General features: G+C 55.1%; 24 protein-coding genes and 1 tRNA gene. 12 read left to right on the forward strand and 13 right to left on the reverse strand.

Going from position 1 to position 24,991, the window contains the following annotated elements; translation table 11 throughout:
• Window positions 1-222: 222 nt before the first annotated feature.
• Window positions 223-492: a type II toxin-antitoxin system YafQ family toxin gene (locus ACR0M3_RS11630; RefSeq protein ID WP_480910838.1), complete on the reverse strand. Its 270-nt coding sequence runs from the start codon at window positions 490-492 to the stop codon at window positions 223-225.
• A complete protein-coding gene (locus ACR0M3_RS11635; RefSeq protein WP_480910840.1) occupies window positions 489-1,106 on the reverse strand; it encodes a hypothetical protein in 618 nt (205 codons plus the stop codon). Before ACR0M3_RS11635 ends, ACR0M3_RS11630 begins: the two co-directional genes overlap by 4 nt.
• A gap of 375 nt (window positions 1,107-1,481) precedes the next feature.
• On the opposite strand from ACR0M3_RS11635, the gene ACR0M3_RS11640 reads away from it, so the two are divergent.
• From ACR0M3_RS11640 to ACR0M3_RS11650, 3 genes are all read left to right on the forward strand, one after another.
• A complete protein-coding gene (locus ACR0M3_RS11640; RefSeq protein ID WP_480910842.1) occupies window positions 1,482-1,745 on the forward strand; it encodes a type II toxin-antitoxin system RelB/DinJ family antitoxin in 264 nt (87 codons plus the stop codon).
• A gap of 320 nt (window positions 1,746-2,065) precedes the next feature.
• Entirely contained in the window at window positions 2,066-2,371 is a 306-nt protein-coding gene (locus tag ACR0M3_RS11645) for a hypothetical protein (protein WP_480910869.1), read from the forward strand.
• A gap of 448 nt (window positions 2,372-2,819) precedes the next feature.
• Window positions 2,820-3,185, forward strand: coding sequence for a hypothetical protein (locus ACR0M3_RS11650; protein WP_480910843.1), 366 nt, complete (start codon window positions 2,820-2,822; stop codon window positions 3,183-3,185).
• 322 nt (window positions 3,186-3,507) lie between these two features.
• Here ACR0M3_RS11650 and ACR0M3_RS11655 read toward each other — a convergent pair whose 3' ends face one another.
• Entirely contained in the window at window positions 3,508-4,875 is a 1,368-nt protein-coding gene (locus ACR0M3_RS11655) for an SNIPE associated domain-containing protein (protein ID WP_480910845.1), read from the reverse strand.
• An 802-nt stretch (window positions 4,876-5,677) separates the two neighbouring features.
• Here ACR0M3_RS11655 and ACR0M3_RS11660 point away from each other — a divergent pair.
• On the forward strand, window positions 5,678-7,015 hold the full coding sequence (locus ACR0M3_RS11660) for a serine hydrolase domain-containing protein (protein WP_480910847.1): 1,338 nt from the start codon (window positions 5,678-5,680) through the stop codon (window positions 7,013-7,015).
• 203 nt (window positions 7,016-7,218) lie between these two features.
• Window positions 7,219-10,011 carry a bifunctional aconitate hydratase 2/2-methylisocitrate dehydratase gene (locus tag ACR0M3_RS11665; protein ID WP_480910849.1) on the forward strand — a complete coding sequence of 931 codons (2,793 nt, stop codon included), beginning with the start codon at window positions 7,219-7,221 and terminating at the stop codon, window positions 10,009-10,011.
• A 151-nt stretch (window positions 10,012-10,162) separates the two neighbouring features.
• Here ACR0M3_RS11665 and ACR0M3_RS11670 read toward each other — a convergent pair whose 3' ends face one another.
• Complete coding sequence (locus ACR0M3_RS11670; protein ID WP_480494575.1) at window positions 10,163-10,621, reverse strand: Lrp/AsnC family transcriptional regulator; 459 nt, start codon at window positions 10,619-10,621, stop codon at window positions 10,163-10,165.
• Between the two features lie 119 nt (window positions 10,622-10,740).
• Here ACR0M3_RS11670 and ACR0M3_RS11675 point away from each other — a divergent pair, with 119 nt between their 5' ends.
• Complete coding sequence (locus ACR0M3_RS11675) at window positions 10,741-11,541, forward strand: phenylalanine 4-monooxygenase (RefSeq protein ID WP_480910852.1); 801 nt, start codon at window positions 10,741-10,743, stop codon at window positions 11,539-11,541.
• Between the two features lie 16 nt (window positions 11,542-11,557).
• Here ACR0M3_RS11675 and ACR0M3_RS11680 read toward each other — a convergent pair whose 3' ends face one another.
• From ACR0M3_RS11680 to ACR0M3_RS11690, 3 genes are all read right to left on the reverse strand, one after another.
• Window positions 11,558-12,079, reverse strand: a complete 522-nt coding sequence (locus ACR0M3_RS11680; RefSeq protein ID WP_480474862.1) for an N-acetyltransferase family protein — start codon at window positions 12,077-12,079, stop codon at window positions 11,558-11,560.
• The gene (locus tag ACR0M3_RS11685) at window positions 12,076-12,630 is read right to left on the reverse strand and encodes a helix-turn-helix domain-containing protein (RefSeq protein WP_480474863.1); all 555 of its coding nucleotides are present in this window, start codon (window positions 12,628-12,630) and stop codon (window positions 12,076-12,078) included. Before ACR0M3_RS11685 ends, ACR0M3_RS11680 begins: the two co-directional genes overlap by 4 nt.
• 117 nt (window positions 12,631-12,747) lie before the next feature.
• Window positions 12,748-13,764, reverse strand: a complete 1,017-nt coding sequence (locus tag ACR0M3_RS11690) for a Fe(3+) ABC transporter substrate-binding protein (RefSeq protein ID WP_480483955.1) — start codon at window positions 13,762-13,764, stop codon at window positions 12,748-12,750.
• A 281-nt stretch (window positions 13,765-14,045) separates the two neighbouring features.
• Here ACR0M3_RS11690 and ACR0M3_RS11695 point away from each other — a divergent pair, with 281 nt between their 5' ends.
• Window positions 14,046-14,369, forward strand: a complete 324-nt coding sequence (locus tag ACR0M3_RS11695) for a SemiSWEET transporter (RefSeq protein ID WP_480474865.1) — start codon at window positions 14,046-14,048, stop codon at window positions 14,367-14,369.
• Between the two features lie 65 nt (window positions 14,370-14,434).
• Here the strand turns inward: ACR0M3_RS11695 and ykgO are convergent, their stop codons facing one another.
• Window positions 14,435-14,560, reverse strand: a complete 126-nt coding sequence (ykgO, locus tag ACR0M3_RS11700; RefSeq protein ID WP_008755722.1) for a type B 50S ribosomal protein L36 — start codon at window positions 14,558-14,560, stop codon at window positions 14,435-14,437.
• A 90-nt stretch (window positions 14,561-14,650) separates the two neighbouring features.
• Window positions 14,651-14,725, reverse strand: a tRNA-Val gene (locus ACR0M3_RS11705).
• Window positions 14,726-14,874: 149 nt separating this feature from the next.
• Here ACR0M3_RS11705 and ACR0M3_RS11710 point away from each other — a divergent pair.
• Window positions 14,875-15,735 (forward strand): N-formylglutamate amidohydrolase, encoded by an 861-nt coding sequence (locus ACR0M3_RS11710; RefSeq protein WP_267365028.1) that lies wholly within the window; start codon window positions 14,875-14,877, stop codon window positions 15,733-15,735.
• A gap of 2 nt (window positions 15,736-15,737) precedes the next feature.
• Here ACR0M3_RS11710 and ACR0M3_RS11715 read toward each other — a convergent pair whose 3' ends face one another.
• Complete coding sequence (locus ACR0M3_RS11715; protein WP_480483956.1) at window positions 15,738-16,991, reverse strand: DNA polymerase IV; 1,254 nt, start codon at window positions 16,989-16,991, stop codon at window positions 15,738-15,740.
• Window positions 16,992-17,341: 350 nt separating this feature from the next.
• On the reverse strand, window positions 17,342-18,046 hold the full coding sequence (pyrF, locus tag ACR0M3_RS11720) for an orotidine-5'-phosphate decarboxylase (protein ID WP_480483957.1): 705 nt from the start codon (window positions 18,044-18,046) through the stop codon (window positions 17,342-17,344).
• Window positions 18,047-18,186: 140 nt separating this feature from the next.
• Between pyrF and ACR0M3_RS11725 the strand changes: the two genes are divergently transcribed.
• Window positions 18,187-18,504 carry a hypothetical protein gene (locus tag ACR0M3_RS11725; protein WP_209599181.1) on the forward strand — a complete coding sequence of 106 codons (318 nt, stop codon included), beginning with the start codon at window positions 18,187-18,189 and terminating at the stop codon, window positions 18,502-18,504.
• A gap of 125 nt (window positions 18,505-18,629) precedes the next feature.
• Window positions 18,630-21,248: an ATP-dependent chaperone ClpB gene (gene clpB / locus ACR0M3_RS11730; protein WP_480910856.1), complete on the forward strand. Its 2,619-nt coding sequence runs from the start codon at window positions 18,630-18,632 to the stop codon at window positions 21,246-21,248.
• Window positions 21,249-21,300: 52 nt separating this feature from the next.
• Here clpB and ACR0M3_RS11735 read toward each other — a convergent pair whose 3' ends face one another.
• Both ACR0M3_RS11735 and ACR0M3_RS11740 read right to left on the reverse strand, forming a co-directional pair.
• Window positions 21,301-21,924 carry a class I SAM-dependent methyltransferase gene (locus ACR0M3_RS11735; protein WP_480488071.1) on the reverse strand — a complete coding sequence of 208 codons (624 nt, stop codon included), beginning with the start codon at window positions 21,922-21,924 and terminating at the stop codon, window positions 21,301-21,303.
• A gap of 97 nt (window positions 21,925-22,021) precedes the next feature.
• A complete protein-coding gene (locus ACR0M3_RS11740; RefSeq protein WP_480910859.1) occupies window positions 22,022-22,837 on the reverse strand; it encodes a cyclase family protein in 816 nt (271 codons plus the stop codon).
• A 379-nt stretch (window positions 22,838-23,216) separates the two neighbouring features.
• On the opposite strand from ACR0M3_RS11740, the gene msrP reads away from it, so the two are divergent.
• Both msrP and msrQ read left to right on the forward strand, forming a co-directional pair.
• Window positions 23,217-24,119, forward strand: a complete 903-nt coding sequence (msrP, locus tag ACR0M3_RS11745; protein WP_480910864.1) for a protein-methionine-sulfoxide reductase catalytic subunit MsrP — start codon at window positions 23,217-23,219, stop codon at window positions 24,117-24,119.
• A 4-nt stretch (window positions 24,120-24,123) separates the two neighbouring features.
• Complete coding sequence (gene msrQ, locus ACR0M3_RS11750) at window positions 24,124-24,738, forward strand: protein-methionine-sulfoxide reductase heme-binding subunit MsrQ (protein WP_480587089.1); 615 nt, start codon at window positions 24,124-24,126, stop codon at window positions 24,736-24,738.
• Window positions 24,739-24,991: the final 253 nt, after the last annotated feature.

A 24,991-nucleotide genomic window follows, 5' to 3' on the forward strand; every position in this document is an offset into this window, starting at 1 on the left:
TCTCGGGCAGCTCATGTGAGTTGTCTTCGCTGCCTGCGTCCGGTTTTGCTGTTCCGAAATCTGGCCTGCTGACGGGTCAGGCAGGGGATGAAACGCGCAACCCCGGCGGGAACCCCGCCACCGTAACGAACCGGGAACGTCGCTGAACGGGTGTTATGTGAAGCGATCTGCGGTTGAGTGACGGGCAATCATCCGACCATGTAGAATTAGTCCCGTTACCGCTCAAAATAGCTCGCTGTGGGAGCCAAGGCGAATAAGGGACAGCTTCTCTTCAGTCATGGTGTAGATTAGCAGCAAGTCGGGTTTCACATGGCACTCGCGGAAACCTTTCCAATTTCCGCTAAGCGCGTGGTCATTCGTGCGAACCGGCAGCGCATCCCCCTGCACAAGGCTCTCAATTATTGGCCTGAGAAGGTTATCCAGTTCGGCGAGCTGTTTCAGTTCGCGTTTGTAGTCCTTCTTGAACTTCGTGGTGCGTTTTACTGCTTTCATTTCGTGGCGGCTTTCTTCCTACGGCGGAGCACGGGCTTCTTCTTGTTGGCACTTTTTTCAGGTGCGGGCGGAGGAACGACACCCGGCTCAGGGATGGTTTCCATGTCATCTGTCATGTCCTTGGCCCCAATGTCGTAAGCCCATTCGAGAAGAGTGTTATAGCTCGCTTCCAATAGGCCGGGCGTTTTCAGTTGATGATGCCACCGCAACACGAGGTGCGGGTTCCAAATGATTACATTCGTAATTGGACCCGCCCTTCCTGGTTTGATGTCGATGAAACGTAGCTCGTGCAGTTTCTTCATACGCGTGGACCAAGTGTGTTCAGCCCGCTGACCCGAAAACCCAGATGCATAGGCCAGATAAGAAGCCTTGCCGATGACGACGTAAGAGTTGTCCCACGTATTGCACCAAAGCGTTTGATACGTGGAAGAAACAGGTGCACCGCTCGTCATTTCATCCATAATTCTTAGGATCATGGGAAAGGTTTTCGGAATCGTGGCGAAGCCTTTGTTGGCCAGTCGGTGCCACAAATGTGGTTCCACCCCCGGCCACAGGTTGTCCCGCATCGCCAACTGTTTCTTAGCGATTTCTCGCCCTTCTCGTGTTGTTGCCATCTTTGGGCCTCCAATTTTTCGAACTGAATTCAGTAATGAAGTAAAAATATATAAAAAACAATGATTTAGATATTTTTTCGGGATCAGTAAAGTGCACGATCTCCAACAACTCATATACTTGAGTTTCAACAGCTAATGCATCTCGGCGGCATACTTGCAATAGATGTAGATTTGATATTCGATTTTAATGTTTGTTTTCAGATGGTTAAAGTTTTTGACACAGTGCTCATGTGTGCTCGTAGTCCTCAGCGTGCTGCTTGTTCTCAATGTGCTCACGGGAAAGGGGTGTGGGGGAAGGGGTAAAACCTCTTGACTTCGCGATGATCGGGGTGCATTTGTGTGGCTACAATGTAGCTACAAGTTGGAGGGGCTAATATGCCCACAGAAGTTGTTCGGGCGCGCATTGATCCTGAGCTGAAAAAAGAAGCCGTTTCTGTCCTTAACAAGATGGGGCTTTCTGTTTCAGACGCTATTCGGCTCACGTTGATCCGTATCGTTGAGGAACAAGCGATGCCGTTTCAGGTTAGAGCTCCGAATGTTGAAACCCAGCGAGCGATGCAGGCTGCGCTGGACGGAGATGTGGAGAGTTTCCGGACAGTCGATGAATTGTTCCGGGATTTGAACGACGAAGAGGGATAGCTAACACGGTTCAATAGAGAACATGAAAGGCAGCATTTGAGCGCTCACCTATTGTGGCATTGCCCATGTCTTAATGAGAGTGAATGAAGCAAGGGCAGGATAAATGCAACCGCAGGCGCGGTGGTTCTGCCTGAAGCGTGCGCTGTCATTCCCAAATCCGGCCGGCTGCCAGGGATTGACGGAAAGGCGAAAATGTCCAAGTCCGGAGGCAATGCGATTTCGCTTTCTGCGTCTCCCGACGAGATCCGTAGCGCCGTCCGGGCCATGTTCACGGACCCAAACCACTTGCGTATAGAGGATCCGGTCAGGTCGAGGGCAATGTGGTCTTCACCCATCTGGATGCCTTTGATGAGGCCAATGATGATCTGGCAGATATCAAGGCGCATTATCAACGCGGCGGCCTTGGCGATGGTAAGATCAAGGCACGGTTGGAAGACATATTGCAGGCGTTCATTGCACCCATCCGCGAGCAGCGGGCGCATTTGTCTGAACACCACGATTATGTTCTGAATGTTATCCGGAACGGCACTGAGCGGGCCCGCGAGCGAACTGATGCGACGAAGCGCGAAGTCGTGAGTGCTCTGGGGTTGTTCCAGCTCCGAGAGTGCAATCACGGAGAGACCTGAGTGACGGCGGGCCGGGAATCTCCATCATTTCTCACAAGCCTTGGTTACGCTACGCCCCCCGAGAAATCCAAAAATCGGGTTGTCTTGGAAAAGCTTCCAGAAAAAGAATTGTTGTAAAACAAAAGCCTACCACGTGGTTACTCCGAGCCCTTTTGCTGTTGCCGAGAGCCACGAGTAAAATTTCTCGTATGTGTGATGACCATGCAAAAAAGCTCTTGGGGCGACGGGAAACCGAAGATCGTTTGTTGCGTAAAGCTGCCAGAGAATGCGTCGCATCTGCGTTGCACAATGCGTTGTCACCTGATGAGCCTACTAAAGAGGAAGAATATGGGATCTGGGCTGATGCATTTGTGGAGAATTCGGCGCACGTGACTCCTGAATGTGGGCCGTATTCACAAGGCGCCGAGTTTCTGGTGCTGGGATCGGAGACGCAAGCGGGGAGGATCAGATGAATATGAAAGAAATCAAAATTAGGGAGCTTAAGGAGGAGGATCGGCTGGCTATCGAGAGGCGCGCTGACAAACTGCGGGTGCTATACGACATTGTCAAAGATAGGTTTGATGGCGCCCATGTCAGTTTCGAACAGCACGCCGGATCGGACCGAAATTCTGTATCCTCGTTTATCGTTATGCGCGTCGACTCGAGTGTCATACCGTCAGCGAGGACATTCATTGAAGCTGCGCTTCCTGCGATCGGCATCTCGATCATTTGTGAACGTCGTGACGCCTTTGAGATCATGCTGCGGGATGAAGCCGCGAGCGCAGACGAAAAGGCGGAGATGCTGAGAGTTTTGAAGGACGCGGGATGCGCATGAATCTCGAGGAAATTGCGGTAGAAAACACATTCGTAACCGCAGCCACAACGATTGTCCTGTGGCGGGATGTCAGATCTCTGAGATGGTCATTGTGATCACCGATACCTTGATCGATGACTACTTTGCTGACCTGGTGTCGACCACACCAATAGGTCTTATTGCCGATGGGCTTGAGTTTGGTTGATCCACAGAGGTTGGAGGCCGGTTCGCTTTTAGAGGTCCCAAAAGGTCAGTTCAGGCGGTTGTTCCGGTTGCCGTGCGATACTTGAACATCCTTTTACCCTACAATGAATTTATTGTAGGGTAACCGGAACCTTTGATGTCATATCTCGGCAGGCAGCTCGTCTGTCTCTGAGTTGCTGACTTTCATCAGCTTCTCCTTCCGTCGCGCCATGGTTTCATGCCATTCCTGAGCTTCGCGATCTTTGAAGAATTCAGCATCGGGTGCGAGTCGTGCCACAGCGTCTTCCACCTCATCAAGCGAAACGCGAAAGAACTCTTTTCTCATGTTCGCCATGTTCACGCGTTGCTCCGCAAACTCCTTGTGGAGCGCCGCTTCCAGTGCCGGTGCCCCTTCAGAATAGATCATCGCATGCGTGTCGAAGCCGAATGGCACGCTGGCATCACCCAGCTCGCGAACCCGATCGTTGGGATCAAGGCGCCGGGTCAGGCCGATTTTGACCAGGTCCTCCCCAAATGAACCGACATTAGAAATGACATAGACGTATCCGGACTTTGTCATCTCGGCCATGGCACGGGCGCGCTCGCTGTTCGCGTGAGCCTGTTCCAAGGCAGTTTCAAGCTCCTGAATTTTCATCTGCATGGCTTCACTGGTCTCACCGCCACCGGCTTCGTTGCGCGCTTTTTCGAGCAGCTCCTGATATTTCCGCTCTTCTTTCTCAGCGGCTCGTGCCTCCGCGAGAAGCTTCTTCTCTTCACGCTCCGCCCGAGCAAGTTCGGCGCGTTCGTCTTTCTCCGCCTTCAGTTGTTCACGGTATTCATGGGTCAAATGCAACTCGTCAATTTTGAGCGCCACGTATTCCTCATTGATGTGAAGATTCATGGAGGTGTTCTCTTTGGAGATCGCTTTCGAAGCATTCAATATTCGCTTTTCCATGGCGACCACATTGTTCCAACGCGTGTTCGCAATCGCCGCCTCACACTCGTTGTTGAAAGCGCGCATGGTCAAACGAGACTGACGATTGATCATGGTTTGCCCCTTTGCCCGACTGCCTTCGACAGTCCAGTCCGTAGGGCAGATGGTCGCCTCCTTGGCCGATACCATCGCCTTTTGACGGGCGCGTATCTCCTTGATTTTCTCCTTGTAGACCTCGCTGTCTCCAAAATCGAAATGGGGTTCATAGACACCAAGTTCGGCAAACGCCAGGCGGTCATCGTAAACCGCCACCTGTTCCTTCAACCGATCCAACAGTTTGCGCTTTTCCGAATACGTGGTGCGTGTGTCTTGAATCTCGTTGTCCAACTCGGTCGCCTGCTTTTTCAGGCGTTCTACTTCGTCCTCGATGGAAATGATCGCCGAGTATTTGGCTTTGACAGCGCTTACCTCCTCATCCCGTTCCTCGATTTCATGGGATGCTTTTTTCAGTTTCTTGCGTGCCAGAAGCCAGAGGATGAGGAAAAGAGGTGCGCTCAAAATCCAGGCGAGCGCGGCAAGTGCAAAAGGGTCCATGAAACTTCCTGAAAGCTTTGAATTGAAAAGAGGGTGCAGCGGCACAACTCAAAGGGTATCCACACCATCCGCATGCTGCAAACAGAATTCCTATTGAAAACCAACGTCTTTGCCTTTGTGGGGGATTCCCGACTTGACCCGAGTTAGACAGCCACTTCCCTGACCCGTTGGACGGCATCCGGAACAACGCGTTTTTGGAGCTCTGTCTCTCTCGCCCCGCCGCAGGTCTCGCAAGTTGCGCGGATTCTATCGCCAGTCCTGTAAACCACTTGATCCTCGTCGACGAAACTGAAGAGACCGTTCCTTTTTTTGTCAAGTGTCGACCAGGAGAATCGCGGCTGAGGTCACTCCACAAGTGTCTCAAAAAACTTATAAAATCATCTTTTCACGTCCTAACCTTTCGGGTATGAATCAAAGGAAATGGGGCCGTTTGTGAGTCTCGCAAAGACGATATTCGTTTGCTCTCTTGGGCGTTCGTGAGTGAAAACAGACCGCGAATTGTTTTGAGCGATCGTCGCGAATTCCTTTGGGCGGCAACCAGCGAAATTTCTCAATGTTTCCGAAAGGGAGCGCGAACGTGTTCGCGGCGTCCTACACGGTGTAAAGACCAACGTGCTACCTGTTTGGGGCTGAAGTCGATCTGTGCAATTGCTGATCGAGCGATGTGCATCTTGGATGGCACTGGCCATGCTTCAGCGTGCGGGCTCTGACCTATCAGTCGACGTAACGAAACTGTGGTAAAGCCTGCTCGGTTGCTTCTAACCTTTGCCGGGCGAGGTAGCGGCAGGAATGGTTGCGGCGGATGTTCAGCAAAGTACTAAAAATGACCGGCAGTGCGGTGGTTCTGGGCGGGGTAGCTTTGATTGGCTACCTTTGGTTCGCACCCCCGGATCTTTTGAAGGTGGGAACCAACTACTCTGCCAAGATTGTCTGTTCGAACGTTTTCATTGCTGGACGGGATCCTGACGAAGTTCTGGCTGTGGACGTGCAAGCACCCGGCCACCCTCTGCTGGGGCAAATCTCAATAGAGGTGGATCGGGAAGCGCAGACTGTGAAAGCGCGGATCTTCCGGTTTTTTGCACCCGCGAGATCGCAGTTTCGTCAGGGGCTTGGCTGCACAAATGTTCATGAGGCTGATCTGAGCAACCAGACACTTTCAGCGCCTGATCCGCTGCCAGCAGGACTATGGCCAAACGGGAATGACGTTGCCTTGTCCCAAGACCCGAAGCTTCAGAATGTAATGTCGAATGACAGTTTGGTCGGCGAAGGATATCGCGCAGTTGTGGTGGTTCGAAACGGGCGCATCATTGCTGAACGGTACGCAGATGGGTTTAATGCGGATACCCCGTTACTGGGCTGGTCCATGACCAAGACAGTTACGGCCGGGTTGATCGGCACCTTGATTGAAGCGGGTCAAATGAGCTTGTCAGATACGCTTGTCGACAGCTTTCCCGATTGGGCCGACGACGCAAGGCGCAACATTACCGTTGCTGATATGCTGGCGATGACAAGCGGGCTGCAATGGGATGAAGAATACGGCGACGTTTCAGACGTAACACGCATGCTGTATCTCCGAGACGGTATGGCCGAATTTGCTGCCGGGCGCGTTGCTGAATCCAGTATTGGAAAGGACTTCAACTACTCCTCGGGCACGTCCACGATGCTGTCTCGGGTTTGGCAGGACAAGTTGGGCGACGGTGGGCTGAGCTATCCGCACAACGCGCTATTTGCGCCGATTGGCATGACATCGGCGGTTATCGAGACGGATGTCAGCGATACCTTCATCGGGTCCAGTTATATGTATGCGACGGCGCGTGACTGGGCCCGGTACGGGCAGCTTTTGCTGCAAAAAGGGGTTTGGAAGGGCTCTCGGATATTACCAGAAGGTTATGTGAACTGGATGTTCGAACCGGTTGATGCTTCGGATGGCAAATACGCCAAGGGCCACCTTTGGCTGGAAGCACCCGGAGATTTGCCACCTTTTGAAGATGCGGTCTGGTTGCAGGGGCATGATGGTCAGTCCATCGGTATTTTCCCCTCTCATGATATGGTGATTGTGCGATTGGGATTGACGCCGTCCCGGCTGGGTTACTCATCCTTGCCGCTGGCCAAGGAACTGATTTCCGCAACTGGAAGCTAGCGTGCCAGGGTGCAAAAACCTGTTGGCCGCGACAGACAGATCACGCCTGACTGGCGGGTATTTCGACAAATACATCCTCGATCAGGACACAGGGTCGCAGGAGAGTGTCTTGCAAGTTGTAGGCATTTAGTATACCGCGGCATACAAAATTAAGGCGCTGGTTTGTTACCCGCCAGCGCACCAGCTAAATGGTCGGAACCGTCATGAGCCTATATACAGAATACCTGAACGAGATTGAGACGCGCAAAGAGCAAGGTTTGCACCCCAAACCCATTGAAGACGGTGTGCTGCTTCAGGAAATCATCGAGCAAATCAAGGATCTCGACAACGTTCACCGCGCCGAGTCTTTGACCTATTTCATCTATAACACGCTGCCGGGGACAACCAGCGCAGCTGGTGAAAAGGCACAGTTCCTGAAAGAGATCATATTGGGTGAAGCCTCGGTCGAAGAAATCTCGCAGGCCTTCGCGTTCGAGCTGCTGTCACATATGAAAGGCGGCCCCTCGGTCGAGGTTCTGCTGGATCTGGCGCTGGGCGATGATGCGTCGATCGCAAATCAGGCGGCAGAGGTGCTGAAAACGCAGGTGTTCCTGTATGATGCGGATACCCAGCGCCTCAAGTCTGCTTTTGAGGCCGGAAACGCGATCGCAAAGGACATTCTGGAAAGCTATGCCAAGGCCGAGTTCTTTACCCGGCTGCCTGACATCGAAGAGGAAATCAAGGTTGTGACCTATGTCGCGGCCGAAGGAGACATTTCCACCGACCTTCTGTCGCCCGGCAATCAGGCGCATTCTCGTGCGGATCGGGAATTGCATGGCAAATGCATGATCACACCGGCGGCGCAGGCCGAGATTCAGGATTTGCAGAAACAACACCCGGACAAACGCGTCATGCTAGTCGCCGAAAAAGGGACCATGGGCGTCGGGTCGTCGCGCATGTCCGGTGTCAACAACGTCGCCTTGTGGACCGGAACGCAAGCCAGCCCTTATGTTCCTTTTGTGAACATCGCACCAGTTGTCGCGGGAACAAACGGAATCTCACCGATCTTCCTGACCACCGTTGGTGTGACCGGAGGTATCGGCATTGACCTGAAGAACTGGGTCAAAAAGCTGGATGACGACGGCAACCCGATTCTGAACAACGACGAAAGCCCTGTCCTTGAACAGAAATACTCGGTCGAGACCGGAACCGTTCTGACCATCAACACAAAGGACAAGAAGCTTTACAACGAAGCAGGCGATAAAGAGCTTGTCGATGTATCGTCGTCCTTCACGCCGCAAAAGGTCGAATTCATCAAGGCTGGCGGCTCTTACGCGATTGTCTTTGGGAAGAAGCTGCAGACATTTGCGGCCGAAACCCTTGGCGTTGCGCTGGAATCTGCATTTGCTCCGTCCAAGGAAATCTCACACGAGGGTCAGGGCCTGACAGCTGTCGAGAAGATCTTCAACAAAAACGCGGTTGGCGTGGCTGACGGAAAGGTTCTGCACGCGGGTTCGGACGCTCGGGTTAAGGTCAATATCGTTGGGTCGCAAGACACCACTGGCCTGATGACCGCGCAGGAGCTGGAAGCTATGGCGGCAACAGTGATCTCGCCCATAGTTGATGGCGCATATCAGTCCGGGTGCCACACAGCGTCGGTTTGGGACGCAAAGGCGCAGGCGAACATTCCTAAACTGATGAAATTCATGAACAACTTTGGCCTGATCACTGCGCGTGATCCCAAGGGTGTTTACCATTCGATGACAGACGTAATCCACAAGGTGCTGAACGACATCACCGTGGACGACTGGGCCATCATCATTGGCGGCGACTCGCACACCCGCATGTCCAAGGGCGTAGCGTTTGGCGCGGATTCGGGCACCGTTGCGCTGGCGCTGGCCACCGGTGAAGCCACAATGCCGATCCCTGAATCGGTTAAGGTGACCTTCAAAGGCCAGATGGCAGACCATATGGATTTCCGCGATGTGGTTCACGCCACCCAGTCGCAGATGTTGAAGACATTCGGTGACAACGTCTTCCAGGGCCGGATCATCGAAGTTCATATCGGCACCTTGCTGGCGGATCAGGCGTTCACCTTTACCGACTGGACGGCCGAGATGAAGGCCAAGGCGTCGATCTGTATTTCCGAAGATGACACGCTGATTGAATCTCTGGAAATCGCCAAAGGCCGCATCCAGATCATGATCGACAAGGGTATGGAAAACGAAGCCCAGACGCTGCAAGGTCTGATCGACAAGGCGAATGCGCGGATCGCGGAAATCAGGTCGGGTGAAAAGCCGGCCCTGAAACCTGATGAAAACGCCAAGTATTTTGCCGAACTCGTCGTTGATCTGGATGAGATCGACGAACCGATGATAGCCGATCCTGACGTGAACAATGCTGACGTATCAAAGCGTTACACCCACGACACGATCCGCCCGGTTTCCTACTACAAGGGTGAAAAGAAGGTCGATCTGGGCTTTGTCGGGTCGTGCATGGTGCACAAGGGCGATCTGATTATCGTCTCGCAGATGCTTAAGAACCTTGAAGAGGAACAGGGCACTGTCGAGTTCAAGGCCCCGCTGGTTGTTGCGGCACCAACCTACAACATCATTGATGAGCTGAAAGAAGAAGGCGAGTGGAGCATTCTCCAGAAATACTCGGGCTTTGAATTCGATGATCTGTTCCCGAAAAACAAGGCACGTACGGAATATGAAAATATCCTGTACCTTGAGCGGCCCGGCTGCAACCTTTGCATGGGGAACCAGGAAAAGGCTGCAAAAGGCGATACCGTTCTGGCGACATCCACGCGCCTGTTCCAGGGTCGTGTTGTTGAAGACTCGGATGAGAAAAAGGGTGAGTCCCTGCTGGCGTCGACACCGGTTGTCGTGCTCTCGGCCATATTGGGCCGGACCCCAACCGCCGAGGAATACAAGTCGGCGGTAAAGGGGATCGACTTGACCAAGTTTGCACCGCCGATGGAAAAACCCGCGACCGCGAAATCGGCTCACTTCTGAAGACGTTTTGAACCTTGTAAGCCCGGCCGCCAATAAGCGGTGGCCGGGCTTTTCCAACTGAATGACACTCCCAGCCTTTCGACACCTCGTCTTAGCAAGGATGGGTTATGCACCTGACACATCCGCTCAGGTTCCGTTTCGTCGGACCCTGTCAAAGAATGGGTAAAGGGCCGCGGGTCTTGGTCTGGCGAAGCACAAAGTTGCTGCGGGTGTCGCGGACAAGCCCTGATTTCAACAGGCGCTGCATGATAAAGACTTCAAGATCCTCGGGGGTTTTGGCGTAGACCTTCAGGATAAAGTCATGATCCCCGGTGATCGAGGCGCACTCAACGATTTGCGGCTCGGTCTCGACCAGACGAAGAAACGCCGAGATGCTGTTTTCCTGATGGTCTTTCAGTGCAACGTGGACATAGGCGATGGCATTCAAGCCTACAGCCTTGGCAGAAACCTGCGCGCGATACCCTGAAACCACCCCGGACGATTCAAGGTCACGGACGCGGCGCCAACATTGCGAGGCCGACAACCCGGTCCGGTCGGCCAGTTCCTGCATAGACAGGCGTCCACTGGCCTGAAGCTCTCGCAAAATATCAATGTCGGCAGGGTGAAGCATTTGACCCGCAAATGGCAATATCTCGGAATGTTTCGTTCATAATACGGGCGATACTCAGAATATCAAAACAAATTCTCCGTGTGAGTTGAGGTATCCTGATCTCATGCAGGAGGATGCTGATGCCCAAATCGACGAAGTATGTCGCCAAACTGGCGGATGAACATGGCCACATTACCTACACAGACGAAGAGAATGCGGTCTGGGCTGATCTTTACGCGGCACAGGAAGAAAATGTTCGGCGCTATATGGCACCGGAGTACCTAAGCGGTTTGGTGCGGCTGGACCTGCCGAAGACCAAAGTGCCTTCTTGTGCGGAAATTTCGAAACGGTTGCTGGACCTGACCGGCTGGCGGGTGCAGCCGGTTCCGGCGCTGATTGGGTTCAAGACGTTTTTCGGGATGCTGGCGGATCGGGTTTTTCCGGCCGCCTCTTTCATCCGCTCCCGGGAAGATTTCGACTACATCGAAGAACCGGATATCTTTCATGAGATATTCGGACATACACCGTTGTTAAGTGATCCACGTTTTGCCGCGTTCAGCCACGCCATCGGGCTAGCCGGAAAGCAGGCAGATGACGCGGATTATGCCTGGTTGATCAGGCTCTACTGGTTTTCAATCGAGTTTGGCCTGCGCCGCCAGAACGGTCAGATCAAGGCGCTGGGTTCAGGGTTGGCGTCGTCGCCGACAGAACTGGTCTATGCCGTGACCAGCGACATACCCGATCGTGACCCGTTTGACGTTCTGACGATTCTGCGAACACCCTACCGGATCGACATGCACCAGATGGGGTATTTTGTTCTGGATGACCCTGAAGAGTTGTTTGAGGCCGCCGAACGGGACCTGCTGGCAGATGTTCGTCGTGCGCGCAGCCTCGGGCTGTTGCCGAACAAGTTTCCCGAAAAGGTAACCGCCGCCGAGTAGCGGGGGCTGCGTCTTTTCAAGCGTCAAGGTTTTTGTACATATAGGTTGTGGGCTCGAATTTTGGTTCAAATGGGTTCCGGCAGTAATTCGGTATTTCCCCCGCGATCTGAAACCCAAGGCTTTGATAAAGCAGCCGCGAGGGATCGGTGCTGCGCGTATCAAGTACGAGCATCGTGCGCCCCACCTCTCGCGCCCGAAGAACAAGCGCATTCATCAGGGATCGGCCTAACCCCCGCCGTCTGGCGTTGGGGTGGACCAGAAGTTTCGCCACGTCGGCGCGGTGGGGTTGGTTGGGCATTGCCGCCGGGATCAGTTGAACGGTGCCTGCAATGCGGGGACCGTCATACGAAACGAACAAGTCCAGCTTACCTGACCTGAGACCGGGCTGTACGTTTTGTTGCCAGTACGCACGCGCATCGTTCAGGGTAAACGGAAGTATGAAACCTATGCTGGCCCCATCATGAACACAGGCATGCAGGATTTCAGCCAGGTCATCCAGCGCCGCGTCAAAATCGTTATCGGTCAGGCGCGTGATCATATAAGCACCAGCAGGTAACGTGCACCACGCGACGCCCCTGTTTCAAACCGGGTCGGTCCCGACAGATGGTAGCGCAGGCAATCCCCGGCGTTCAGCGCGTGGGGAGTTCCATCAACCGTCAGAGTAAGCGCACCGTCCATTAAGATCAGATGATGCTCTTGCCCCGATTTAGGTGGCACTTCGTAGGTGATGACCGTGCCCCGGGGAAGGTGGCATTCCAGAACCTCGGCGTTCAATCCATTTGCAAGTGGTGAAACAGCACGGCGGGTGAAGCCGGTTTCGGGGTCGCGCCACTCGGTCTGGCGTTCGAATGGAACCTTGGGGTCAAAGCTGTCTTCAACCATCATCAGCAGGCGTGAGATCGGCAGATCGTATACAGCGCACAGACGGCCTAGATTGTCGGCTGTTGGGCTGACATCCCCTTTTTCCATACGGGACAAGGTGGCGCGGCTGATCCTGCTGTGTTCGGCAAGGTAATCCAAAGACCAACCACGCCCGCGGCGCAGTTCGCTCAGGCGATTGGCAAGGCGGTTTGACAGGGTGTCAGGCATTACATCTTCGTGAAAAAAATTCTCATATATGAGAAAATATACAAATAAACATCACATATCAACGAAAAAGGATGCGGACAATCCGCATCCTTTTCAAGAAGTCAGCGCCAAGAAGGATTACTTCCAGCCAACTTCGTTAAAGATCTTCTGCGCTTCGGGGATGTTCTTTGCAACGTCTGAAAGGTTCACGTCGTCTGCCTTGAATTCACCCAACGCCTTGACCGACTCGGCCAGTTCGACATTTGGAACTGCCGGAAACTCGTCATTTCCCGCCGAGAAGTATTTCTGCGCCTGATCGCTGGCCAAATACTCAAGGAACAGGATCGCGTTTTCCTTGTTGGGTGCGTGCGCGGCGACCCCACCACCGGATAGATTCATATGCGCGCCATAGCTGTCCTGGTTCGGGAAGACCCAGCCGATCATATCGCGGTCTGCGGACAAGCCTTTGACGTCTGTGCGAATGGAGCGCGCGAAATAGTAGGTGTTCGAAACCGCGATGTCACACTCGCCCGAAACGATGCCGCGCAACTGGTCGGTGTCACCGCCCTGCGGGTCACGCGCCATGTTGGCGACAACACCCTCGGCCCAGGACTTGGCGGCCTCAGTGCCTTCATGTGTGATGATCGATGCCAGCAGGGTCTGGTTGTAGGTGTTGGTCGAAGACCGGATACAGACCATTCCCTTGTATTCCGGTTTTGCCAGATCAGCGTAGGTGGCCGGCGGGTTGGTCACGTTTTCCTTGTCGAAAAAGATGATCCGACCGCGTTGCGAGAAACCAAACCACTGATTGTCGCTGTCCTGCAGATTGGCTGGAATGCGCTCTTCCAGTGTAGCGCTGTCGATTGATTGCAGGACACCTGCATTCTTGGCCCGCGCCAGACGCGACGTGTCCACGGTCAGCATCACGTCGGCAGGTGAGTTCGCGCCTTCCGCTTCCATCCGGGCAATCAGTTCATCCGCTTTGCCTTCGATCCTGTTGATCTTGATGCCGGTTGCGTCTTCAAAGTCGGTATACAGCCGTTCGTCGGTGTCATAGTGGCGCGACGAATAGAGGTTCAGTTCGCCCTCGGCGGCGGCAGAGGTTGCGATCAGAGCCGACAGTGCGGCGGCCAGGCAGGTCGTGGATTTCAGCATTGTGTGCCTCAACAATTGAATTTCGGGTCGGTCATTAATCCGACTGATTTTCTCAATTATACGATTCTGGGCGGGATGCAAGTAAATCCGACTGATTTACTTGGTCAAAAGGTCGCTGTGACGTTCAATATGCGATGCTCTGAAGGCATACGAGGGGGGAAGGTTGGTGGTAACGTGGTCGAGGGACTTGGTCCAAGCGCTTCTAGCGGATATTTTGGCAAGACAGATTGTCCGAGAAAAAGAACATGCCGTCTTATTCACTTAAAGGAAGAACGTGAGATATGCCCGAAACACTGGCTGAAAAATTGGAGAAATCTAACCTTGGCCATTGGATGTCGCGCTTTGAAGGGTTCATGGTTTTTGTTGGCGTGGTTGGTCCTTTTGCCACACTGCCACAGCTCGTGAAGCTGTATTTGACGCATTCGCACCATGCCTCGGGACAATCCTTGTTGTCTTGGTCGCTATATACCGCCTTGTCCCTGCTTTGGTTTGCTTACGGCTTGGTTGTTGGAAAGCTTCCAATCTATGTCGGCAACGGGATTTCGATGGTTCTGAACTTTCTTATGGTCGTGGGCATTCTGATCCATGCAGGGATTACATTTTAGGCGCGGGTAGAACAAAAAAAACCGCACTCGAAGGTGCGGTTTCTTTAAGCAGTGATGTGCAGTTCTTAGCCCTGACGAGCTTTGAACTTGCGCTGCGTCTTGTTGATCACGTAGACGCGGCCTTTGCGACGCACAATCCGGCAGTCGCGGTGCCGGTTCTTGAGCGAGCGGAGCGAGTTCTTGACCTTCATGGTCTGTCTCCAATCTGCGGCGCCTTCATCAAGGACGTGGCCAGCGCCTGGGTTACTCGGGTGCCCCGGACAACCGGAACAGTGAAACGATGGTGGGCGGTACAAGGATCGAACTTGTGACCCCTTCGATGTCAACGAAGTGCTCTACCGCTGAGCTAACCGCCCACTTTCCCTTTGCGTGCCTTGCCCCATAACGAAATGGGGCGCGGATCCCCGCGCCGGTAGCGGGGTCTATAAAAGGAGTCGCAAAAGGGTTCAAGGGGTTTGGAAGAACAATTTTTCCGGTCTATGTTGATTACGAACACGGAGGGATCATGCAAAGCGCAGCCTATGTATTGGATATGCCCGAAAACCGCACCTCGTGCGTGGTTTTTTCATCGCCACACAGCGGGCGGGAGTATCCTGAGGCATTTCTGAACCGGTCCGTGTTGAACCGGAGCGTGATTCGATCCTCAGAAGACGCCTTTGTTGATCAGCTGTTCGCGCCCGCGGCGGAAAACGGTGCCCCTTTGATCAAGGCGGCCATGCCGCGTGCCTATCTGGATTTGAACCGCAGCCTGGATGAGCTTGACCCGGCCTTGATCAGCGGTGCCCGCAGGCACGGGCATAATCCAAGGGTCGCGTCAGGGCTGGGGGTGATTCCCCGCGTAGTTGCCAACGGTCGGGCAATCTATCGCGGCAAACTTACCATGGACGAAGCGCGGCTGCGCATCGACACCTATTGGCGCCCTTATCATGCGCGGTTGAAATCCCTGCTGGCCGAATCACACGAGATGTTCGGACAGGCAATTCTGGTGGACTGCCACTCGATGCCGCACGAGGCGGTGGCCATGGCGGGCACTGCGCGCGGAAGGCGGCCCGAGATCGTGCTGGGCGACCGGTTTGGCGCGTCCGCGTCGTCAGAGGTCGTCGATATCATTGAAGCCGCTTTCGCGGCAGCGGGTCTCAACGTGGCACGCAATGCGCCTTTTGCCGGAGCATATGTGACGCAAACCTATGGTCGTCCCGGTCGCCAGCAGCACGCTGTACAGATCGAGATCGATCGCGCTTTGTACATGGACGAAGAAAAAATCGCGCCCAATGCCAATTTCATGGCGTTCTCGAAGCTGCTCAGGCAGGTGGTTCGCGAGATTTCCAGCCTGGGTGCGAGCCCAGAGCGTCTGGCGGCGGAGTAGCTTCAGCGCAGCGCACGGCCCTTCATGATTGCTTCGGCCCCGAACCGCTGGCGAATCTCGTCCGTGGCCCGTTCGGCCTTGGATCTGCGGGCAGCATCCGGATCCAGCAAGTCGCCGGAAATATCCGCCTGATCAGCCGGGCAAAGGTCGGACAAACCACAGCCCAACAATCGATATGGCCCCTGATCGCCAACCTGATCGAACAGGCCCCGGGCCGTGCGGTAAATCCGGTCGGCAATCTGTGTCGCATCCCGCAAGGCTACGCGCCGCGTCAGGATCTTGTGATTGGCTTTCTTCAGTTTCAACGTGACAACCCGACCAGCCAGATCCTTTGCCTTGGCGCGGTCCGAAACTTTCAAGGCCATCCGCCACAAATGACCGTCCAGAATATCAAGGCTCGACGTATCTTCGAAAAATGTCGTCTCGTTGCTGATGGATTTCATCGGCTCATGCGCCGATACGCGTCGCTTGTCCTGACCCCGAGCCAAGTGCCACAGGCGATATCCCATTGAGCCGAACCGCGCGGTCAGCGCTTCCTGATCCCAACGCAGCAAATCACTGAAAGTTCTGATCCCTGCCTTGTCCAGCGCTTCTTGCGCAGCCGGGCCAATGCCCCAGATCAACCGTACGGGTTTGTCATTCAGAAACTCTGCCGTTTCCGCCTTGCCAATCACTGAAAATCCGCGCGGTTTGTCGAGATCCGAAGCGACCTTGGCCAAAAATTTGTTGTGACTTAATCCGATAGAGCCGGTGACACCGATTTCATCCTTCATGCGCTTGACCAGACGCGCCAGCATGACGGCCGGCGGCGCGCCATGCAGACGTTCGGTTCCCGACAGGTCCATGAAGGCTTCGTCCAGCGACAGGGGTTCGACCACGGGTGTCAATTCATCCATCATCGCGCGGATGTCGCGCGACACCTCAGCGTAGACGGACATGCGGGGCTTGATCACGACGGCTTCGGGGCAGAGTTGCAGGGCCTTGAACATGGGCATAGCCGACCGGACGCCGCGAATACGGGCAACGTAGCAGGCAGTTGAAACAACGCCGCGCTTGCCGCCGCCAATGATAACCGGTTTGTCCGCCAGTTCCGGGTTGTCACGTTTTTCAACCGAGGCATAGAAGGCGTCACAATCCATATGGGCAATCGACAAGTCAAACAGTTCCGGGTGTGTCTTTACCCGCGGACTGCCACAGGCAGTACAGCGTTGTTCGTTTGACAATGTGGTCAGGCAATCTCGGCAAAGACCGGGCATCTGCGTCCTCATGCGTTCCGCAGTTGGCTTGGACGTTCTTTATATCACCTGTGATCCTGGATCAAAGGCCCTGCTGACATGGGGTGATTTGGAAAGAAGACCCCCCGCACATCGCGGGGGGAAGTAACGAACCTCAGGAAGAAGCGGTTCGTTGGGGAGTATTTCCCCTTCAGAATCTCTGAAAATCCTTGGTTTCGATAGGATGAAGGTTGTGCCGAGAAAACTCGGGTTTTGAATGTGTGTTTTCTGGCACAGAGACGATTTGGCGCGGTTTTGTCAAAAAGTGACCTAAGGTCAACTTGTTGCGCGGAAAACCCAACGCAAAACCCACCTGAAAAGGCCAAGTGGTCTTAGCACACCTTGAGAGAATTTAGTTCGGAAAGAACGGTCTCAGCAGCGGCTTTTGGGTCTATTGCCTGATAAATCGGGCGGCCGACAACGATATGATCAGCGCCATCCTGAATAGCGCTTGCAGGGGATGCTACACGTTTCTGGTCACCAAGCGCTGCGCCAGCCGGGCGCACACCAGGGGTTACGATCAGACGCCCTTCAGCCTGTGGCAGAGCCCGGATCAGGGCGGCCTCTTGCGGGCTGGCGATAACGCCATCAGCCCCGGCTTCAAAGGCCTTGGCCGCGCGTTCGACAACCAAATCCTGCACATCACCAGGTTTCAAAAGACTTGCGTCCAGATCGTCGCGGTTCAGCGAGGTCAGGATGGTTACGGCGAGGATCTTCAGGTCTTTACCCGCAGCACCTTCTTTGGCGGCGCGCACCACATGAGGGTCACCATGCACGGTCAGAAAATCCAGATCGAATTGCGCCAATCCCCGCACGGCATTCTCAACTGTATTGCCAATGTCGAACAACTTCATGTCCAGGAAGATGCGCTTGCCGTGATCTTGTTTCAGTTCGTTGGCCAATGCCAGCCCGCCACCGGTCAGCATACCCAGCCCGATCTTATAGAAAGAAACACTGTCCCCCAAACGTTCTGCCATGGCCAACCCTTGCAGAGCGTTGGGAACATCAAGGGCTACGATCAGGCGGTCATCAGACATGGGGGGCGCTCCTTTTTGGCAAACGTCTGCGTCCTAGCGGCTTCGGGCCGCTCTGTCCATCTGCTAAGCCGCGCAGGCAGCTTCAAATCGTGTTATCGTGCTCTGTATTGAAAACTCGAATTCAAAATAAGGGGCGACAAATGAAAAAGCTGGTTTTGTTGGGCGCGTTGATTGCACTGGCCGCATGTAATGAAACGCCGCCCGAGGAGACGGATACAGGGGCTGCACCTGTGCCGACCAATGACGATTTGCGTTTGGTTGGTGGTTACAGGTCCGAGGATGATTGGTGTCAACTTACTGGTGAAACGGCGTTTACCGGCAATTTCCTGGACCATACGGCAGATCTGGTTTCTTGCCCGACGGGAAGTGCGGCAGCCCAATCTTTGGTGAATGATCTGGGTGCCGTTCAGGTCGCCGAGACCGGTGGTTATTCAGTCTATACCATCCAGCGCGAATAGGTCGATTTCTGTGTTTTAGCCTCTTGAACCACCGAAGATATTTCCCAGATTGAATGTGAGGCTTCGACCGACATGTGCTGCCAGGCGGGCATGTCAAAACGGGGCGCTTGGAAAAGGAGAATATCATGGACTTGAACAAGTTCACCGAGCGGGCACGGGGATTCGTGCAGGCGGCGCAGACCATTGCGCTGCGCGAGGGGCACCAGAGGCTGGAGCCCACACATATACTCAAAGCATTGATGGATGACGATCAGGGGTTGGCCAGTAACCTGATTTCGCGCGCGGGCGGTGCACCGAACCGCGTGGTTGAGGCGCTGGACGCGGCAATGGGGAAAATCCCTAAGGTCAGCGGCGACGCCAGCCAGATTTACATGGACGGCCAGACCGTCAAGGTTCTGGACGAGGCCACAAAAATAGCTACCAAAGCGGGCGACAGCTTCGTCCCTGTCGAACGTGTTCTGATGGCACTGTGCATGGTGAAGTCCAAGGCCAAGGATGCGTTGGACGCCGGAGCCGTATCAGCGCAAAAACTGAACGAGGCGATCAACGACATTCGCAAGGGTCGCACCGCTGACAGCGCGTCGGCGGAAGAAGGCTATGACGCGCTCAAGAAGTACGCGCGTGATCTGACCGAGGCTGCAGCCGAAGGCAAAATTGATCCGATCATCGGTCGGGATGAGGAAATCCGCCGTTCGATGCAGGTTCTGTCGCGTCGCACCAAAAACAACCCGGTTCTGATTGGTGAGCCCGGCGTCGGTAAGACCGCGATCGCCGAAGGTATGGCCCTGCGTATCATCAACGGCGATGTGCCTGAATCGCTGAAGGACAAGAAGCTGCTGGCGCTCGACATGGGTGCTTTGATTGCTGGCGCGAAATACCGTGGCGAGTTCGAAGAACGCCTCAAGGCCGTTCTGACCGAGGTGACTGAAGCCGCGGGTGAGATCATCCTGTTCATCGACGAGATGCACACGCTGGTCGGTGCCGGGAAATCGGACGGTGCAATGGATGCGGCCAACCTGATCAAGCCTGCGCTTGCCCGGGGTGAACTGCATTGTATCGGTGCGACCACGCTGGATGAGTATCGCAAATACGTAGAAAAAGACGCTGCCCTTGCGCGCCGGTTCCAGCCTGTAATGGTACAGGAGCCGACAGTCGAAGATACGATCAGCATCCTGCGCGGCATCAAGGAAAAGTACGAACTGCACCACGGTGTGCGCATCTCGGATTCAGCGCTTGTTTCAGCGGCGACCCTGTCGCACCGCTATATCACTGACCGCTTTCTGCCCGACAAAGCCATCGACCTTGTCGACGAGGCCGCATCGCGTTTGCGGATGGAGGTCGACAGCAAGCCCGAAGAGCTTGATCAACTCGACCGGAACATCCTGCAGATGCAGATCGAGGAAGAGGCGCTAAAGCTTGAAGATGACGCGGCCTCGAAAGATCGTCTGGAAACCTTGCAAAAGGACCTGGCCGATTTGCAGGAGCGATCCGCCGAGATGACAGCACAATGGCAGGCCGAACGCGACAAGCTGGCGGGGGCCCGTGACCTGAAGGAACAGCTCGACAAGGCGCGCGCTGATCTTGAGATCGCCAAGCGTGAAGGCAACCTCGCCAAAGCGGGGGAATTGTCCTATGGCGTCATCCCCGAGCTTGAAAAAAAGCTGACCGAGGCCGAGAACGCCGAAAGCAATGGTATGATGGCCGAGGAAACGGTGCGCCCTGAACAGATTGCTTCCGTCGTGGAGCGCTGGACCGGTATCCCGACCTCGAAAATGCTGGAAGGTGAGCGCGAGAAGCTGCTGCGGATGGAAGACGCTTTGCATTCCCGCGTGATCGGTCAGGATGCAGCGGTGACTGCCGTCGCCAACGCCGTGCGCCGTGCGCGTGCGGGTCTGAATGACGAAGGCCGCCCGTTGGGATCGTTCCTGTTCCTCGGGCCGACCGGCGTGGGTAAGACCGAGCTGACCAAGGCCGTGGCGAATTTCCTGTTCGATGACGACAGCGCGATGGTGCGTGTCGATATGTCCGAGTTCATGGAGAAACACGCGGTTGCCCGTCTGATCGGGGCTCCTCCGGGCTATGTCGGTTATGACGAAGGCGGTGTGCTGACCGAAGCCGTGCGGCGCAGGCCCTATCAGGTCGTGCTGTTTGACGAGGTCGAAAAGGCGCACCCGGATGTGTTCAACGTGCTGTTGCAGGTTCTGGATGATGGCGTTCTGACCGATGGTCAGGGCCGCACCGTGGACTTCAAGCAGACGCTGATCATCCTGACGTCGAACCTTGGGTCTCAGGCGCTCAGCCAGTTGCCCGATGGCGCGGACAGCGCGCAGGCACGCCGTGACGTGATGGATGCGGTGCGGGCACATTTCCGGCCCGAGTTCCTGAACCGTCTGGACGAAACGATCATCTTTGATCGCCTCAAGCGGGCCGATATGGATGGCATCGTCGATATCCAGATGGCGCGTCTGCAAAAGCGCCTGGCGGCCCGCAAGATCGAACTGGCCCTGGACGATGGTGCCAAGGAATGGCTGGCCAATGAAGGCTATGACCCTGTCTTCGGAGCCCGCCCGCTGAAACGCGTGATTCAGCGCGCCCTGCAGAACCCGCTGGCCGAAGCGCTGTTGGCCGGTGAGATCAAGGATGGTGAGGTTGTCCCGGTCACCGCCGGGGCTGATGGCTTGATCATCGGTGACCGGTTGGGGACGTCGGAACGGCCCCGCCCGGATGATGCAGTGGTGCATTGATTTAGGCACAAACGGAAGACCCGCCGCATTGGCGGGTCTTTTTTGTCTGCATCTACGCTCTTCGACGCGCCAAAATTCCCCGGCTTGTCCGGGATGGTGGGCCTGCGGGGAATGAGTACTCGCTTTCGCATTCAAAGCCAGCTTTGTGCAATAGTCCCAGAATTTCTTCTCTGCCGAATGTGCGATGGCGCCATTGCAGCCAGATGATTGCATTGCACCAATGCGGCTTTGACACCACCAGATACAAACGACCGCCAGGGCGCATCATATCGTGAATCTTCTCAAGTGCGCGCAACGGATCGGGGCAATGTTCGATGACATGCGCAGCCAGTGCCACATTAGCAGGTTCCAGAACGACAGACCCTAACAATCCCTGCACAAGTCTTGGCTCGACACCCCGCGCCTGTAACGCGCTTTGACCCTGTTTCAACATGGCTTGACTGGGTTCGAGAAGGGTTATTTCGACGGGTGACCCGTGAATAGCGACCCAGGCTTCTGCAAACGAGGCCGTCCCGGCACCGATATCAACAACCCGACTGTTATGCTCTGTCGCGAGCTGACTTGCTGACAGAAAACCAAGATACGCATCGTAATAACCAAGAGCACGCATCTTATCCCGCCATTTTGGTGCAGCGGTATCATAGCGCCGTGTGGTGTCAGACTTGGTCTTGCCCATTGGCTGGCTTGCTCTCAGTGCCTACCACTCATGGAATGCGCAGATGGAAACTGACCCACTGAAGAAAGCGGGCCAGTTTCGCCAAACGTCAGTTTCATCAGATCAGCGCAAGTATCCGCGCCGGACCTCCGGTGCCGCCTGCGTGTTTCGGTGCGCCAATAACAAGTGTTGCGCCTGACGCGGGTACCTGATCCAGATTGGCCAGGCATTCGATTCCGAACCGGCCAGAAGGCAACCAGGCATAATGGGTGGCGAAATCCGCAGACATGCCGTGATCTAGTGACAAGGTGTCAACGGCAATTGACCGCGCCCCAGTTTCCTCCATCAGCATCTGCGCAGCTTCAACGTGAAAGCCCGGGTAATGCTGCGCTTCGCCGTCGAAATTGCGGAACGCGTCCGTAGCGGTTTTGCCGGCCCATCCCGAGTGCATGGCGACGCAGGCCCCGTCGGGGATGTCACCGTTGGCGGCTATCCAGGCTCTCAAATCATCCGGGGTGACACGCGTATCGGCGTCTTCTGCTGCGCGGGCTGCAATATTGACCACGCAAAGTGGTGCAACCAGATCTGAGACCGGGATTTCATCGACCGATGCACCATCCGCAGAAAAGTGCAGCGGGGCATCTATATGCGTGCCCGTATGCTCATTGATTGACAAATTGAACAGATTGAATCCGTGCTCCGCGAAATTGAATGCCTGTTCGGCCGAGATACCCGGCTCTCCGCCCCAGGTCGGGAAATCCGGGCTGAGCGTGTGGGTCATGTCTTGGACACCGCCATGCCCCGCGGCCAGTGTGGCCGGTGCCATAGCCCCGGTTGCGGCAGCTGCAACACCCGATGCCGCCGCGGCTTTGAAGAACCCACGCCGGGATAGCATCCTGTCTTTTACGGCGTTCATTACACAGATATCACACATTTTTCGTCCTCCCATTGCGGCCACGCGGCTGCAAAAACAGGCCCGCCACACTGTTGATCGCGTATGGTGCCTGTCTGACAGAGTGCAGTTTTGGACCCGCAGTTGTAAAGACTGTAGGCAGACAACCCGGCTGTTGTCCTCCGTTCAGAGCCAGCTCTGAGTGAACCGTATATCCCCAACGAAATGTTCGAGCACTGAGAGTTGGCTCAGGTCGTGACAACCGCTGAAAGCGGACAGAGCGCGGCACAATCCGCCTGTCTGGGCCTGTCGCCAATCGGAACGTTACAATCACGTCGCTCAAACGTGACGCCTGTTTCCATGGGTCTGTGCTATCAGCACCCTAAGTCTGTAATGATAAACGAATATGACGGAGACCCAGATGGCGCATCGCTGGACCAATACAATGACACATGCCGACGTCACCCCACGGGCGGCGTTCCTGAACCGGCGGCAGGTCATGGCCGGGATGGCGGGTGTTGGTTTGGCGGCAATGGGCCAACCAGCTGCGGCGCAGGATGCGCTGGAGCCGAACACGTGGGAAGAGATCACGAGTTACAACAACTACTATGAGTTCGGGACCGGAAAAGACGATCCGGCGAAATATGCGCATACGCTGGTGACCGAACCCTGGAGCGTCCAGATTGACGGTCTGGTCGATCGTCCCGGTGAGTATGATTTCAAGGACATCCTGTCCGAGATGACGATCGAAGAACGCATCTATCGGTTCCGTTGCGTTGAAGCCTGGTCGATGGTCATTCCATGGATCGGATTCGAACTGGCCGATCTTCTGAACATGGCTGGGATAAAAGACGGCGCGAAATACGTGGCGTTTGAAACGGCCTACCGCCCGGATGAGATGCCGGGAACGCGCTATCCCATTCTGGAATGGCCCTATCGCGAGGGTTTGCGCCTGGACGAGGCGATGCATCCGCTGACGATCATGGCCACTGGTATCTATGACAAGCCGATTCCAAATCAGAACGGCGCGCCTTTGCGTCTGGTCGTACCGTGGAAATACGGGTTCAAATCGATCAAGTCGATTGTCCGGATCACGCTTGTTGAAGAAGAGCCGCCCACGAGTTGGAATATGGCCAATTCGCGAGAATACGGTTTTTATAGTAATGTAAACCCGAACGTTGATCATCCGCGCTGGTCGCAAGCCTCCGAACGTGAAATCGGCGGCGGCCTGTTTGCCTCGCGCAAACCGACGCTGATGTTCAACGGTTATGAAGAAGAGGTCGCCAGCCTTTATGAAGGTATGGATTTGGCCAGGAACTACTAGAATCATGCAGGCCATCAATCAGACACTCCGGCGTATTCCGGTATGGGCCGTTTATCTGATGGGCGCGCTGCCCGCGCCCTGGCTGTTCTATCTTGGCCTGACTGGCGGTTTGGGAATCGAACCGATTGAGGCGCTGGAACACCGCTACGGCGAACTGGCTTTACAGTTGCTGATTGCCGGGCTGGCCATCACATCCTTGCGCCGATTTGTGGGCTTGAACCTGGTGAAGTTCCGTCGGGCCATTGGGGTGCTGACTTTTGTATATGTCAGCCTGCATCTCCTTGTCTGGCTGGTTCTGGACGTTCAGCTTCCCAGCCAGATTTGGGCGGATATCCTCAAGCGTCCTTATATTACCGTTGGAATTGGGGCGTTTCTTTTGCTGTTGCCTCTGACGGCAACATCCAACAACTGGTCGGTGCGCCGACTGGGGCCGCGTTGGCGCAGGCTGCATTGGCTGGTGTACCCGGCCGCTTTGCTGGGCGGCCTGCATTACGTGATGCTGGCAAAAGGGTTTCAGATCGAGCCGCTGATCTATTTGGCAGCTATAGTCATCCTTCTTGCCCTTAGGTTGCCGATTCCAAGCCTGTCACTCCAGTCCAACACAGCAGATTCTGCCTGACTCGGAAGCGAGTCTGTGAGTAACATTGTAAACAAGGCGATAAAGTGCGGAACCCCATCTGTGTTTTCGACGATTCCGGCGCGCTTCCGCCTGATTGTGGATGGTTAACATATTGAAAATAAATAATTATTTTTGAAATCGGCATTTTCTTTTGTTTTCGTGCATTTTCCGCTTGCGGGTTTTGAGAGTAATACTTAGAACCCCCTTCACCGGCGCAACTGAGGTTGGCCTGACGGACTGGAAAGACGGTTGA

The organism is Ruegeria sp. O5, from assembly GCF_056535105.1.

Bases quoted from the DNA above. Each gene is read 5' to 3' on its own strand.
- ACR0M3_RS11715 (WP_480483956.1), bottom strand. From the start codon at position 16,991: ATGCCCGGTCTTTGCCGAGATTGCCTGACCACATTGTCAAACGAACAA.
- ACR0M3_RS11655 (WP_480910845.1), bottom strand. From the start codon at position 4,875: ATGGACCCTTTTGCACTTGCCGCGCTCGCCTGGATTTTGAGCGCACCT.
- pyrF (WP_480483957.1), bottom strand. From the start codon at position 18,046: ATGTCTGATGACCGCCTGATCGTAGCCCTTGATGTTCCCAACGCTCTG.
- ACR0M3_RS11685 (WP_480474863.1), bottom strand. From the start codon at position 12,630: ATGCCTGACACCCTGTCAAACCGCCTTGCCAATCGCCTGAGCGAACTG.
- ACR0M3_RS11650 (WP_480910843.1), top strand. From the start codon at position 2,820: ATGAATATGAAAGAAATCAAAATTAGGGAGCTTAAGGAGGAGGATCGG.
- msrP (WP_480910864.1), top strand. From the start codon at position 23,217: ATGGCGCATCGCTGGACCAATACAATGACACATGCCGACGTCACCCCA.
- ACR0M3_RS11675 (WP_480910852.1), top strand. From the start codon at position 10,741: ATGCCCAAATCGACGAAGTATGTCGCCAAACTGGCGGATGAACATGGC.
- ACR0M3_RS11630 (WP_480910838.1), bottom strand. From the start codon at position 492: ATGAAAGCAGTAAAACGCACCACGAAGTTCAAGAAGGACTACAAACGC.
- ACR0M3_RS11680 (WP_480474862.1), bottom strand. From the start codon at position 12,079: ATGATCACGCGCCTGACCGATAACGATTTTGACGCGGCGCTGGATGAC.
- ACR0M3_RS11710 (WP_267365028.1), top strand. From the start codon at position 14,875: ATGCAAAGCGCAGCCTATGTATTGGATATGCCCGAAAACCGCACCTCG.
- ACR0M3_RS11725 (WP_209599181.1), top strand. From the start codon at position 18,187: ATGAAAAAGCTGGTTTTGTTGGGCGCGTTGATTGCACTGGCCGCATGT.
- msrQ (WP_480587089.1), top strand. From the start codon at position 24,124: ATGCAGGCCATCAATCAGACACTCCGGCGTATTCCGGTATGGGCCGTT.
- ACR0M3_RS11670 (WP_480494575.1), bottom strand. From the start codon at position 10,621: ATGCTTCACCCTGCCGACATTGATATTTTGCGAGAGCTTCAGGCCAGT.
- ACR0M3_RS11735 (WP_480488071.1), bottom strand. From the start codon at position 21,924: ATGGGCAAGACCAAGTCTGACACCACACGGCGCTATGATACCGCTGCA.
- ACR0M3_RS11695 (WP_480474865.1), top strand. From the start codon at position 14,046: ATGCCCGAAACACTGGCTGAAAAATTGGAGAAATCTAACCTTGGCCAT.
- ACR0M3_RS11640 (WP_480910842.1), top strand. From the start codon at position 1,482: ATGCCCACAGAAGTTGTTCGGGCGCGCATTGATCCTGAGCTGAAAAAA.
- ACR0M3_RS11690 (WP_480483955.1), bottom strand. From the start codon at position 13,764: ATGCTGAAATCCACGACCTGCCTGGCCGCCGCACTGTCGGCTCTGATC.
- ACR0M3_RS11660 (WP_480910847.1), top strand. From the start codon at position 5,678: ATGTTCAGCAAAGTACTAAAAATGACCGGCAGTGCGGTGGTTCTGGGC.
- ACR0M3_RS11740 (WP_480910859.1), bottom strand. From the start codon at position 22,837: ATGTGTGATATCTGTGTAATGAACGCCGTAAAAGACAGGATGCTATCC.
- ACR0M3_RS11665 (WP_480910849.1), top strand. From the start codon at position 7,219: ATGAGCCTATATACAGAATACCTGAACGAGATTGAGACGCGCAAAGAG.
- clpB (WP_480910856.1), top strand. From the start codon at position 18,630: ATGGACTTGAACAAGTTCACCGAGCGGGCACGGGGATTCGTGCAGGCG.
- ACR0M3_RS11635 (WP_480910840.1), bottom strand. From the start codon at position 1,106: ATGGCAACAACACGAGAAGGGCGAGAAATCGCTAAGAAACAGTTGGCG.
- ykgO (WP_008755722.1), bottom strand. From the start codon at position 14,560: ATGAAGGTCAAGAACTCGCTCCGCTCGCTCAAGAACCGGCACCGCGAC.